The sequence below is a fragment of the Plantactinospora sp. BB1 genome (assembly GCF_003030385.1).
Lineage (GTDB): Bacteria > Actinomycetota > Actinomycetes > Mycobacteriales > Micromonosporaceae > Plantactinospora.
In genome coordinates, this window is record NZ_CP028159.1 from 8,178,665 (window position 1) to 8,190,911 (window position 12,247).

Annotated in this window: 10 protein-coding genes; 7 read left to right on the forward strand and 3 right to left on the reverse strand. The window is 73.3% G+C overall.

Annotation, left to right across the window (positions count from 1 at the left end):
• The first annotated feature begins 71 nt into the window (after positions 1-71).
• Both C6W10_RS35890 and C6W10_RS35895 read left to right on the forward strand, forming a co-directional pair.
• On the forward strand, positions 72-1,442 hold the full coding sequence (locus C6W10_RS35890; RefSeq protein ID WP_159104887.1) for an FkbM family methyltransferase: 1,371 nt from the start codon (positions 72-74) through the stop codon (positions 1,440-1,442).
• Positions 1,439-1,663, forward strand: coding sequence for an MbtH family NRPS accessory protein (locus tag C6W10_RS35895; protein WP_107263411.1), 225 nt, complete (start codon positions 1,439-1,441; stop codon positions 1,661-1,663). The genes C6W10_RS35890 and C6W10_RS35895 overlap by 4 nt, the downstream gene beginning before the upstream one ends.
• A gap of 29 nt (positions 1,664-1,692) precedes the next feature.
• On the opposite strand, the gene C6W10_RS35900 is transcribed toward C6W10_RS35895, so the two are convergent.
• Both C6W10_RS35900 and C6W10_RS35905 read right to left on the reverse strand, forming a co-directional pair.
• Complete coding sequence (locus C6W10_RS35900) at positions 1,693-2,763, reverse strand: pyridoxal-phosphate dependent enzyme (RefSeq protein ID WP_159104888.1); 1,071 nt, start codon at positions 2,761-2,763, stop codon at positions 1,693-1,695.
• A gap of 48 nt (positions 2,764-2,811) precedes the next feature.
• Positions 2,812-3,603, reverse strand: a complete 792-nt coding sequence (locus C6W10_RS35905; protein ID WP_159104889.1) for a phytanoyl-CoA dioxygenase family protein — start codon at positions 3,601-3,603, stop codon at positions 2,812-2,814.
• Between the two features lie 156 nt (positions 3,604-3,759).
• Here C6W10_RS35905 and C6W10_RS35910 point away from each other — a divergent pair, with 156 nt between their 5' ends.
• The 5 genes from C6W10_RS35910 to C6W10_RS35930 all read left to right on the forward strand — a co-directional run bounded on the left by C6W10_RS35910 (position 3,760) and on the right by C6W10_RS35930 (position 10,989).
• Positions 3,760-4,794, forward strand: coding sequence for a Gfo/Idh/MocA family protein (locus C6W10_RS35910; protein ID WP_159104890.1), 1,035 nt, complete (start codon positions 3,760-3,762; stop codon positions 4,792-4,794).
• Between the two features lie 139 nt (positions 4,795-4,933).
• On the forward strand, positions 4,934-5,737 hold the full coding sequence (locus tag C6W10_RS35915) for a hypothetical protein (protein ID WP_107263414.1): 804 nt from the start codon (positions 4,934-4,936) through the stop codon (positions 5,735-5,737).
• Entirely contained in the window at positions 5,737-7,176 is a 1,440-nt protein-coding gene (locus C6W10_RS35920) for a class I adenylate-forming enzyme family protein (protein ID WP_107263415.1), read from the forward strand. Before C6W10_RS35915 ends, C6W10_RS35920 begins: the two co-directional genes overlap by 1 nt.
• A gap of 146 nt (positions 7,177-7,322) precedes the next feature.
• Positions 7,323-9,236 carry an ABC transporter ATP-binding protein gene (locus C6W10_RS35925; protein WP_159104891.1) on the forward strand — a complete coding sequence of 638 codons (1,914 nt, stop codon included), beginning with the start codon at positions 7,323-7,325 and terminating at the stop codon, positions 9,234-9,236.
• Positions 9,229-10,989 (forward strand): ABC transporter ATP-binding protein, encoded by a 1,761-nt coding sequence (locus C6W10_RS35930; RefSeq protein WP_107263417.1) that lies wholly within the window; start codon positions 9,229-9,231, stop codon positions 10,987-10,989. Before C6W10_RS35925 ends, C6W10_RS35930 begins: the two co-directional genes overlap by 8 nt.
• A gap of 7 nt (positions 10,990-10,996) precedes the next feature.
• Here C6W10_RS35930 and C6W10_RS35935 read toward each other — a convergent pair whose 3' ends face one another.
• A complete protein-coding gene (locus tag C6W10_RS35935; protein ID WP_107263418.1) occupies positions 10,997-12,145 on the reverse strand; it encodes a glycosyltransferase in 1,149 nt (382 codons plus the stop codon).
• Positions 12,146-12,247 lie beyond the last annotated feature (102 nt).

The following is a 12,247-nucleotide window of genomic DNA, read 5'->3' on the forward strand; positions in this document are numbered from 1 at the left end:
TATCGGAGCTTCGTCCACACACCACGGAAGACGGTCTGCGGGTCTTGTCGGCCCGGATATCGCCGGATCGGTTGTCGACCGGGGCGGCGGCGCTCATTGGCCTGATCGCCGATCGGGTCGCCGACAACTCGCTGTCGCTGATCGGCGACCACCCCGTATTCGCCAGCACGCCGTACGAGGCCGAAGTCGTACTGGCCGAGTTCGCCGCCGACGGCGGATATCTGCGCCGGATGCGTCCGCTGCCACCCCGGCCGGTGGTCCTCGACATCGGTGCGCACATCGGCCTCTTCTCGCTCGACGTCCTGCGCCGCCGCCCCGATGCCCGGGTGATCGCGGTCGAACCGTTCGGGTCGTCGCACGCGGCCCTGCTCCGCAACCTCGCGCTGCACCGGGGCCGGACGGAGCCGGTCGCGGTCCGCGCCGTGGCGGCCCAGCAGCCCGGCCGGGCCGAGATCGTCGGCTGTCGCGGTGGCAGCATGCTCGCCGCCACCACGGCCGGCGAGGACGCCCGGACGCTGGCCGAAACCGCCGCGGTGCTCGCTCGGTCGCTGCCGAGGATGCTGCGGCACGGCCCGTGGGGACCGCAGCTGGCCGAGGCGGTGGCGACGGACCTGATCGACCAGCTCTTCGCCCCGGCACGGTCCGTGGTGCCGCAGGTGACCGTCTCGACGCTGATCGAGGAGCACGCGATCCGCCGGCTGTCGTTGCTGAAGGTGGACGTCGAGGGTGACGAGGTGCGGGTGCTGGCCGGGGTGGATCCGGCGCACTGGCCGCTCGTCGACGCGGTGGTGGTGGAGGCGGACGCCACGACGGTACCGGCCGTCTGCGCCATGCTGGACCGGCACGGGCTGACCCCGGTGGTCAGCGGGTCGCCGCAGGCTCCCGGCGCGTTCGCCGGGCAGAGCCGGATCGTCCGGGCGGAGCGCGGCGGGCCGCCGGATGACGACCGGGCGGACCCGCCGGCAGCCGGAGTCGCAGCGCCGGAGTCCCGGCACGCCGGTGCGGTCGCCGAGATCGCCGCGATCTTCGCGCGGCTGCACCAGCTCTCCCGGGAGTACTGGCCGACCGGACACGTGCTCGTCGACGCGTACGCGACGCCGTACGCCGGACCGCTCTCCGAGCCCTGGCGGGAGCGGGACTTCCGGCTCGGGCTGTCGTACGGCCGGGCGTGGGCCCGGCACCTGCTGTCGGCGTACCCGCCGCCCGGCCCGGCGGACGACGGTCTCCCGGCCGCGCTGACCCGGTTGGTCGGCGGGGACTGGAGTTCGGTCACGCCGCTGCTGGCCCGGCACCCGGTCGCCGACGTGGTGGCCGCCCGGATGGCCGCGCTGCAACTGGTCCACCGAGCGGTCCGGTTGCCGCTCGACCCCGGTGCCGGATCCGACGTGCGGATCCGGACCGAAGCTGACCGGCCCGGCGGGTCGGGGGAGGAGAGGACATGAGCGAGGTCGAGTCGCCGCGACAGCGCGGCTACGAGGTGGTCCGCAACCACGAGGGCCAGTACTCGATCTTTCCGCAGGGTCGGCCGGTGCCGCCCGGCTGGGAACTGGTCGGCCGCGCCGGCTCCGAGGAGGAGTGCCTCGGCTACATCGAAGAGGTGTGGACGGACATGACCCCGCGCTCGGTACGGCGCCGGCTCGACGAGGCGTCCCGGGGCCGGTAGGCCGGACGGGTGCCCCGTCGGCGCGGTGCCTACCGGCGGGGTACCGCGTCGGGGTCGTCGGTCCTGCCCTCGGTGACCACCACCAGGGCGCGGCGGGCCGTGCGCGCCCCGGCCAGCGCCGGATCGTCCCGCTCGGCGGCGAGTTGGCGCAGCGCCAGCAGGCCGGCCAGTCCGGCGGCGCCGGTGTCGCCGGCCGGTATCCCGCGCTCCCGCAGGGCGTCCCGGGCGAGCAGCGCCCACTCGTCGGCGACGGTGAGGAAGCCGTCGAGGGCGGTGGCGAGGTCGGGCCAGGCCGCCGAGGACAGCCGGCCGGCGTTCAGTCCCACCATCACCGACCGGAAGTCGGACTCGATCTGCGCCGGGGTGTCCCGGCCCACCGACGCCGCAGCGCAGCCGGCGTCAACTGGTTCCACTCCGCAGATGAACGGCCGGCCCGGCGCGTGGTGCCGGAGGAACCGGGCCGTCGCGGCGGCGAGTCCGCCGACCCCGATCTGCACCGTCACCAGGTCCGGCCAGGGATCCCCGGTCCGGGCGAAGACGTCACCGATCTCCCAGAAGATGGTGCCGTAGCCGTCGATGGTCGCCCGGGGCACCGGGTCGGCCGGGTGGAACGCGGTGTCGGAGACGAGTACGGCGTCGGCCGAGGCGTCGGCGAAGTCGGCGGCGGCGCGTACCGCGTCGTCGTAGCTGCGCTCCCGCGCGTCGATCTCGGCGCCCTCGGCCCGGATCGCCTCGATCCGGGCCGGCGCCGTGTCGGCGGGGAGGAAGATCCGGGCGCGGCAGCCGGCCCGGCGGGCGACCCGGGCCACCGCGCGTCCGTGGTTGCCGTCGGTGGCGGCCACCAGCACCGGTACGGCCGGCCGCGCGGCGAGCTGCGCGAGCGCCACCTCGCTGGCCCAGGACGCCCCGAGGATCTTGAAGGCGGGCAGTCCGAACCGATCGGTCTCGTCCTTGACCCAGAGTCGTTCCAGCCCGAGCTGGCCGGCGAGGTCCGGCAACTCCCGCAGCGGGGTGGCGGCGTAGCCGGGCAGGGCGCGGTGCCAGTCGTACACCGCCCGGGAGGGGCGCTCCGGCAGCCCACCGGCGGAAGGGTTGGCCACGAACCGAGGCGCGGGCCCGGTCGGTCGGGTTGGCATCCGGCCCGCCGGTCAGCCGACCAGGAACTGGCGGTCGTCGAGATCCTGCGGGGTGATGGCGGTGCCGCCGTCGTCGCCGCGGTCGACCGCGACCGCACCGTCCGGGATGTACTGCACCACGTACGCCTTGCGGGTCGAGTCGCTCCGGTTCGGGTACGTCATGTGCGTCGTCACCGAGGAGAAGATGGCCATGTCACCGGCGGAGAGCGGCACCGGGACGGCGTCGGCCGGATCCTCGTCCAGGCAGACCCAGCCCTGCTCGCTCTGCCAGTGCCGCAGCGTGCCCAGCCGGTGCAGCCCGGGTGCCACGCTCAGGCAGCCGTTCTCCTCGGTCGCGTCGGTCAGCGCGACCCAGCAGGTGATGTACTGCTGCGGCTCGACGAAGACCTTGCCGTTGTCCTGGTGCCAGGCGAACGCCTGGGAGTGCTCGGGGCGCTTGTAGACGGCCTGCTCCCAGAAGAGCCGTACCCTCGGGCCGAGCAGGTCCCGGGCCACGTCGGGCAGTACGCCGGTGGCGCAGAACCGCCGCAGCACGGGCGACCGGAGCACCAGGTTCGAGGCGATGGTGAAGCCCGGCCGGTCGCCGCTGGCCCGGCGTTCGAGCGTCGCGTTGATGCGCGCCTGGATCGGGTCGATCTCGGCGGCCATCCGGTCGACCTCGTCGGCGTCGTACGCGTTCGGAATAACGAAGAATCCCTGCTCGCAATACGAGTCGACCTGCTCGTCGGTAATGCGGCGGAAGGGGCCGTCCGGGCGTCGCCACTCAAAGCCCGCGTTGAATTCATGGACGCCTCTGTGTGCCATGCCGGCCAGTCTCATCCACGAATCGTCCGGCCGGCAACCATCTGCGTGAACGGCGTACCGTGCGAGTCCGCACTCGAACTGTGGTCGGTGGACGGTCACGCAAATATGCTGCGCTGTCATGTGTGGGGACAACCGTCGAAGACGTACGGAGTCGTGATGATGCGGGTGGCGCTGCTCGGGGTGGGCTACTGGGGCGCCAAGCTCCTGCGCAACCTGGTCGGGCTGGTCGGCGCCGACCAGGTGACCGCCGTCGACCCCGATCCGGCCCGGTTGGAGTGGGTCCGCCGGCACTACCCGTCGGTGGCCCGCCGGTCGAGCCTGGCCGCCGCGCTGGCCGGGGGCGACGTCGAGGCGGTCGTCGTGGCGACGCCGGTGCGCACCCATCCGGAGTACGTCCGCACGGCGCTGGAGGCCGGCTGTCACGTCCTGGTGGAGAAGCCCCTGGCGACGTCGACGGCCGAGGCGGTGGCGCTGGCCGAGCTGGCCGACCGGGTCGGCCGGGTACTCATGGTCGGGCACACCTTCCTGTTCAGCCCCCGGGTCCGCTGGATCTTCCGCCGGCTGACCACGACCGGCATCGGTCAACTGCACTACCTGATGTCGTCCCGGCTCAACCTCGGTCCGCACCGCGACGACGCCAGCGTGGTCTGGGACCTGGCGCCGCACGACGTCGCGATCGTGCTGCGGCTGCTCGGCGAGACGCCGGTGACGGTCAGCGCCAACGCCCGCAGCGTGGTCACCGCCGGCATCCCGGACGTGGCGTTCGTGGACCTGACCTTCCCGTCCGGGGTGATCGCCTCGCTGGCCGTGTCGTGGCTGGCGCCGAGGAAGGTCCGCAACCTGGTCATCGTCGGTGACGAGAGCATGATCGTCTACGACGACATCGAGCCGGACGAGCCGGTGAAGGTCTACGACAAGGGGATGGCGCTGGAGCCGTCGCCGGACTTCGGCGCGGACCAGCTCACCTACCGGTACGGGGACACGGTGGCGCCGCACATCGCCGTGCAGGAGCCCATCATGGAACAGATAACCCATTTCGCGGAATGCGTCGCCGCCGGCAAACGCCCGATCTCGGATGGCTGGTTCGGTACCCGGGTCATCGCCGCACTGGAAGCCGCGGACCGGTCCTGGCGTGACGGCGGCCGGGCGATCGAGGTCGAAGCGGTTACCGCGACCGAGTGGTCGACCTGAGTGCACAACTGCGGAAGTAAGCAATTGAACGCTCCCCCGGTGGCACTACCGCCTCCCGGAATCGTAAGAAACAATCGCAGCGCGTGCGGTCGCGGTGCGCCGCCCATTCTCGCCCATTCTCGGCCCGGAGGTAGGGACAGTGACCGACACTCGGACGGACAACCAGATCGGTGGGGGCACCACCGGCGCCTCGGCCCGGGACCCGTACGCGCCCGCCCGGTCGCCGTCGGCGCTGACCCGGGACCGGGCACTCGGTCTGGTGCAGGGACTGCTCGCCGACGGGATCATCAGCCCGACGGACCTGCGGGCGTACGTCCCCGAGGTCGCCGACCCGTTCGAGCCGGAGAGCCTGCGACAGGACTACGAGACCTGGTTCCGGGCCAACGGCATCGAGACCGTCACCGGCCGCAAGTTCTCGCTGGGCCCGTGCCCGTACACCGCCGAGGAGCTGATGCAGGCCAAGGCCGACGGGTGGATCCCGGTCGTCTCGCCCAAGGGCCTGTCGCTGGCCGAGACCGCCCGGACCTTCCACTGTGACACCTGGGCCACCTCCGACCCGCTGGTGACCGCGCCGGCCGAGGAGGAGGACCTCTGGTTCCTCACCCCGGGCGACCTCGTGCCGCAGGACGCCAACGTCTCCGCCCGGGAGCTGCGGCAGCGGTACGACAAGGACGGTTCGCTCGGACTGAGCCTCCAGCGGTACATCATCCTCACCGCGCGGCTGCGGCACCTGACCGGCCAGGCCCCGGACTTCCGCTGGTGGGTGTGGATCATGCGGGGCCGGTACGACCGCTCGGGCTTCATGATCGCGGGCTTCGACCCCAACAACAGGTTCAGCGTGCACGCCTGGATGCCACAGTTCCGGGCCAGCTTCGTCGGCGCCCGGCCGATCCGGATCTGCCCCCGGATCGCCGGACCGTCCGACCACAACACCGCCGGCTGATGTCGGCCGCACCGGAGCCGGCCGGCACCCTCGCCGAGCTGGTCTGCGGCAGCGGGTTCGTGCTGGAGACCGAACGCGGCGCCGTCACCGGCCCGGAGCTGGCCGGGGCGGCCCGCCGGTACGCCGCCGGCTTCGCCCGGTACCCGCGCGGCGCCGGTGTGTCGATCGGGCTCACCGACCCGGCCGAGGCGCTGGCCGTCGCCGCCGGCGCGTGGTGGTCCGGGCTCCGGGTCGCCTTCACCCGTACCGACAGCCCGCACGACCCGGCCGCCCAGGCCCGGATCGTGGACGCCCTGGTGCAGGTCGTCGACGCCGGCACCGAGGCAGCCGGGGGAGTGACCCGGCTGACCCCCGGTGAGCTGCTCGGCCCGCCGGTCGACGGGGCGCCGCGCTGCCGCCCGTCCGACCCGGCGCTGGACCTGCTCACCTCGGGCAGCACCGGTACGCCGAAGTGTGTGGTCTTCGGCCACGCGGCGATGGTGGCGAACGCCCGGTCGCTGGCCGCCGCCATGCGGATCGGCCGGACCGACCTGCTCTGGACGTCGCTGCCGCACGGCCTGCCCGGCGTGCTGAGCACGGTGACCCTGCCGGCGGCGGCGGCCGACGCCACCGCGCTGCTGGTCACCCCGGCGGATCCGCTGGTCGCGGCGGACTCGCTGGTCGCGGCGGCCCCGTCGGTCGTCTACGCCGTGCCGGAGTTCTACGACGTGCTGGGCCGGATCTCCCCGGCCGCCGGATCGGCGCCGTCGGTGCGGTGGTGGTTGTCGAGTTCGTCGCAGCTCTCCGCCGGCCGCTTCGACCGGATGCGCGAGCGCTGGGGCGCGGTGGTGCGCAGCTTCTACTGCGGCAGCGAGGTCGGCACGGTGACCTTCAACGACGACGACGATCCCGACAGCGTCCGGTCCGGGGTCGGCCGGCCCCTGCCGGGGGTACGCGTCCTGGTCGAGCGGGACGGGTCCGGGTCGGGCGTCGCCGGAGTGCCGGACGCCGGCCGGCTGACCATCGGCGGCGACCTGGTGGCGCTGGGCTACCGCGAGCGGGGCGTACTGGTGCCGTTCCCGTCCGACGGGGTCCGGACCAGCGATCTCGGCTACCTCGACGACGACGGCGCGCTGCGCCTGGTCGGCCGGGTCGACGACCGGATCCACGTCGGTGCCGAGGTGGTCGACCCGCAAATGGTGGAGGCGTGCATCAACGCACACCCGGCGGTGCACGACTGCGTGGTGGTGCCGAAACCGCACACGATGCTGGGCAGCGTGCTGGAGGCCCGGGTGGTACGCCGGGCCGGTACCGCCCTCTCGGAACGGGACGTGATCCTGGCCTGCCGCGCGCATGGGCTGCGCAACGGTTGGCTGCCCCGGGCCGTGCGGTGGATCGACACCGTCCCCACCACCCCGGCCGGGAAGCCGAACCGCGACCCGGGGTGGCCGGCGGGATAGCCGCCCATCGTCTCCGGCGCCGCCGGGACGTGCCCGAACTGTCCGGACTTTGCGCTGGTTGCACGGCCACGACCGATTGGCTTTGATGGACGGGCTTCCGCGACGACGGGGTCCGGTCCGGTACGAGCCGAGTCGAGAGGGTTCAGATGACGGCAGTGGGTGCGGCCCCGGCGGGTGCGCTGCTCCGGTGGCTGGGCGCCGGTCGACATTCCACGGCCCGGGCCGTTCCGGAGCTGTGGCGGGCGTCGTGGCGGGTCGGTCCGGTGCTGACCGGGACGGTGCTGACCCTGACCCTGCTGCTGGGACTCGCCGGCCCGGTGCAGTTCGTGGCGATGGGGGCGGTGGTCGGCGGGCTGACCGCCGACGGTGCCGGGCTCTGGCCGGCGGTGACCTTCCTGATCGTCGTCGCGGCGGCCCGTACCGTGCTGCCCGTCGTCGTCGAGCCGCTGACCGGCGAACTGGTCCGCCGCATCGACCTCAACTTCCGCAACCGGATGGTGGCCTGCCTGACCGGGCCGTATGGGGTGGCGCACCTGGAGGATTCCGGCACCCGTGACCTGATCTCCACCGCGCAGGGCATCGCCTCTCCCGGGCAGGGGCCGGGCAGCGGGGCGCGCGGGTACCTGAACCTGATCGCCCTCAAGGCCGGTGCGTTCGGATCGATCCTGCTGCTCGCCCAGTACCGCTGGTGGTTGGGGCTCGGGGTGGCGGCCGGGGCGATGGTGATCCGCCGGCACATCCTGGCGATCTGGTTCCAGACCGCGCAGGCGCTCAGCGGCGACGTACCGGGGCTGCGGCGCTCGGAGTACCTGCGGGACCTGGCGCTGCGTCCGGAGACCGCCAAGGAGACCCGGCTCTTCGGCCTGGGCGGCTGGCTGGTGGGCCGGCACGACACCGCCTGGACGACGGCGATGGATCCGGTGTGGCGGCGGCGCCGAAGCATCGGCTGGCGGATGACCGTGGTCGACCTCGCCGTACTGGTGCTGGCGGCGCTGGCGGGTGTGCCGATCGTGCTGGGTCTGGTCAGCGGGGACCTCGACGCCGCCCAGGCGGTGGTGCTCGGCGGCGCGCTGACCGCCATCGTCGGGCTCGGCGGGTTCCTGCCGGACGCCGACTTCCCGATCCGGTACGGCTGCCTGACCCTGCCGTCGCTGCTGGAACTGGAGGCCCGGATGACGGCCCGGCGCAACGCGGACGCCCCGGCCGGCACCCTCCCGACCGTCGACGGCGGACGGTCCGGGGCGCCACCGCCGGAGCCCGTGCCGCCGGAGCCCGCCCCGCCGGCCGGGCCGCTCGGCGACATCCGGTTCGACCGGGTCGGCTTCCACTACCCCGGCGTCGACCGTCCGGTGGTCGACGGGGTGGACCTGACCATCGCCGACGGCAGCACCGTCGCCCTGGTCGGGGCGAACGGCGCCGGCAAGACCACCATCATCAAGCTGCTGACCCGGCTCTACGAGCCGACCAGCGGGTCGATCCGGGTCGGCGACACCGACCTGCGCGACCTCGACCCCGAGCGGTGGCGCCGCCGGCTCGCCGTCATCTTCCAGGACTTCGCCCGGTACGAGCTGAGTGCAAGGGACAACGTCGGCTTCGGCGCGCTCGACCTCCTCGACGACCGGACCGCGCTGGAGGAGGCGGCCGACCGGGCCGGGGTGCTGGCGGCGATCCGCGGCATGCCACGGGGCTGGGATTCACCGCTGTCCCGCAACTATTCCGGCGGGGCGGACCTCTCCGGCGGCCAGTGGCAGCGGATCGCCCTGGCCCGGGCGCTGCTGGCGGTACGGGCCGGTGCCCGGGTACTCGTGCTGGACGAACCCACCGCCAACCTGGACGTCCGGGCCGAGGCCGAGTTCTACGACCGGTTCCTGGACCTGACCTCGGGCACCACCACCGTCCTCGTCTCGCACCGCTTCTCCACCGTCCGCCGGGCCGACCGGATCTGCGTACTCGACGGCGGCCGGGTCACCGAGGACGGCAGTCACGACGAGCTGATCTCGCTCGGCGGGACGTACGCCCGGATGTTCCGACTACAGGCGGAGAGGTTCGTCGATGGCTGAGCGGCTCCAGGTGGTCTGGCTGGGCACCCGCCTCGCCATCCGGGCCGGCGGCTGGCGGGTCGGCGTCATCGCGCTGTGCAGCCTGTCGCTGGCCCTGCAACCGTCGGCCAACGCGCTGGCGCTGAAACTGGTCACCGACGGGGCGTTGGCCGGCGACTGGACCCGGGCCGGGATCGGCGTCGGCACCCTCGCCGCGATGATCGCGGTGATGTTCTCCGCGTACGGCATCTCCGTACCGTTGCAGACCACCGTCTCCGAGCGGGCCGCCCGGCTCTTCGAGCAGGACGTCATGCGGCTGGTCACCTCGATCCCCACCGTCGAACCGCACGAGCGGCCCGACTTCGCCGACCGCCTGGAGGTGCTGCGGAGCAACTCGCGGCTGCTGGTCGGTGCACTCTGGACGGCGCTGTCCAACGTGTCGTTCTTCGTCGGCGCCGCCTCCGCGCTCTCGCTGCTCGCCGGTGCCGACCCGGCACTGCTGCTCCTGCCGCTCTTCGGCATCCCGCTCTTCGTCACCTCGGCCCGGGCCGAGCGGTTGCGGGACGGTGCGATCGGGCGGACCGCCGAGGCGTCCCGCACCAGTACCCACCTGTTCCGGGTGGCGACGACGCCGCAGTTCGGCAAGGAGATCCGGATCTTCCGGCTGCGCGACGAGATCGTGTCGCGGTTCCACCGGGTCAGCGAGGAGACCAACCGGGAACTCTTCGCAGCCGACCTGCGGGCCGCCCTGCTGGCGGCCGGCGCCTGGCTGCTCTTCACCTCGGCCTGGGCCGGCGGCATCGTGCTGGTCGCCGCCCGTGCCGTGCGCGGCGAGGCCACCCCGGGCGACGTGGTGCTGGCGATCGCGGTGGCCGGCCTCGTCCAGGGGTACGTCTCCGGCGCCGTCGGGCTGGTCCGGGAGCTGACCCAGACGCTGGCGATGGCGAGCCGGTACGTCTGGCTGGTGGAGTTCGCCCGTGGCAAGCGCACCGGAACCGGCACCCCGCCGGCCCGGCTGACCCGGGGCATCGAACTCGACCGGGTCTCGTTCCGCTATCCCGGTACCGACGACGAGGTGCTGCACGACCTCAGCGTCCGGCTGCCGGCCGGTGCCACCGTCGGGATCGTCGGCGACAACGGAGCCGGCAAGACCACCGCGATCAAACTCCTGCTCGGCCTCTACCAGCCGAGCAGTGGGCGGATCACGGTCGACGGCGTGGACCTGGCCGACCTGGACACCCACCGCTGGCAACGGAGTCTGGCGGGTGCCTTCCAGGACTTCGCGCGGTTCGAGTTCACCCTCGGCGAGTCGGTCGGCGTCGGCGACCTCGACCGGTGCGACGAGGACGGGGCGGTCCGGGCGGCGCTCACCCGCGCCGGCTCGACGATCACGCTGCCGCTCTCCGAGCAGCTCGGCCGGGCCTGGGACGGTGCGGAGCTCTCCGGCGGCCAGTGGCAGCAACTCGCGGTCGCGCGCGGGATGATGCGCGAACAGCCGCTGCTGCTGGTGCTGGACGAGCCGACCGCGTCGCTGGACCCGGACGCCGAGCACGCCCTCTTCGAGCGCTTCCGGGAGGCGACCCGGCGCGGGACCGAGGGGAGCGGGGCGATCACCCTGCTGGTGTCGCACCGGTTCTCCACGGTCCGGATGGCCGACCTGATCCTCGTCTTCGACCAGGGCCGGATCGTCGAGCACGGCTCCCACCAGGAGCTGCTCGCCCTCGGCGGCGTCTACGCCGAGTTGTTCGAGCTCCAGGCGCGCGCCTACCGGTAGCCGTTGCTCAGCAGCCGATCAGCCGGTGTATGGCGTCCACCGTCGACACCACCCCGCCGTGCTCGTACGTCGACCGGTGCGCCGACGCGGCGGCGGACCGGATGTCGTCGTCGAGCAGCCGTTGGAGGATCGTGGCCAGCCGGCTGGGCCGGAGTACCGCCAGGTCACCGGTGACGCTGGTGCCCAGCTCGGCGAGGCGGGTGGCGTTGTACCGCCGCTCGTAGTGCCGGCCGGGCACGGCCAGCGCCGGTACGCCGTGGCAGAGCGAGGCCAGCGCGGTGGCCTGCCCACCGTGGAAGACCACCGCGCCGGCCCGGCCCAGCAACGCCTCGAACGGCAGGTAGGAGAAGACCTCGCAGTGCGCCGAGACGCGACCGGTCGGCCCACCGGCCCGGGCCACGCACCAGAGCACCGCCCCGGCCCGCTCGGCGGCGGTGGCCAGCGCCTCCACCACCCGGGGTACGCCCCACGGCGCGTTGCTGGCGTAGGCCAGCACCAGCCGGTCCGGCACCGGTCGGCTCCACGGCGGTTCGGCCTCGGTCATCGGGCGCAGATAGCCGGTGTAGAGCGTGTTCGGCAGGTCGACGAAGTCCGGCTCGAAGATCGGCACCGAGGTGACCATCCGCAGGTCGGCCCGCCAGAAGACGAGTTCGCTGATGGAGCGTACGGTCAGTGCCGACCAGGTGCTGGCGAGCTGACCGGCCATCTCGTCGAGCGGATGCGTGCCGGACGCCTGGACCCGGGGATCGGTCGACCACCCGCCGCACGAGGCGAGCGGAATGCCGTGCCGGGCTGCCGTGATCGGCGCCGTCAGCCGCATGTGTGAGACGAGGGCGTCCGGCCGTACCGCCTGGACGGCCTCCTCCTCGGAGCGCAGCACCCGGTCCCAGAAGGCCCGGTCGTCGAAGCCGAGGGCGGTGCAGACGTCGTAGAAGGTGTCGACGGCCCGGGGTGTCTCCCGCGGCGGGACCCCCTCGACCGGAAGCACCTCGAAGCCCTGCCGGCGGAGAAGTTCGGCGGTCGGCGGGCAGGCGTGGAAGACGGCCCGGTCGCCCCGGCCGCGGCACTCCTGGGCGAGGGCGACCAGGTTCATCACCGAGCCCCAGCTACCCGACGTGGACGGGTAGGGCAGGAACAGGACGGTCGCGCCGGCCATCAGTTCGGCACCGGCGGCGGGGGTTCGCGGTGACGCATGGCGGGGTTCCCTCGGCTCGTCCTGCCGGCCAGTCTGCGCCCCGGCGCGGCACCGGACAAGGTG